Here is a 326-nt window from a genome sequence, read left to right on the forward strand (position 1 = left end):
GCCGTATTGGCCTCTTGCGTACCTGGCTTGATCGGGATGAACGGGTTGACCGGGGCATTGCTGAAATCCCACACCTCGGGCATCGGCCAAGGCTGGCTGGCGCTGTTGATCACCGACAGCAGCACATGCTGCGAGCGGCCCGACGGGCCGGTTGCAGGGACCAGCTCGTACCAGACGTCCACACTCTGGTTCAGGTTGGCGTCGATCAGCGCGGCTCTGGGTACCGGTACGCGCAGCACGCCGGTGGAGGTGACGGATTTTTCCAGCACATCGCTGCCGTTGGGGCCGGTCCAGCGTACTTTGAGCGTGCCGCCGACGAACGCCGG

1 protein-coding gene is annotated in these 326 nt (G+C 65.0%); it reads right to left on the bottom strand.

All coding sequences use genetic code 11. From position 1 onward, the window contains the following. The coding region (locus H7993_RS20700; RefSeq protein ID WP_185795505.1) for a hypothetical protein at positions 1-326 on the bottom strand (326 nt) is incomplete at both ends.

Origin of the sequence: Pseudomonas baltica (assembly GCF_014235765.1) — a bacterium.
GTDB classification, from domain to species: Bacteria; Pseudomonadota; Gammaproteobacteria; order Pseudomonadales; family Pseudomonadaceae; genus Aquipseudomonas; species Aquipseudomonas baltica.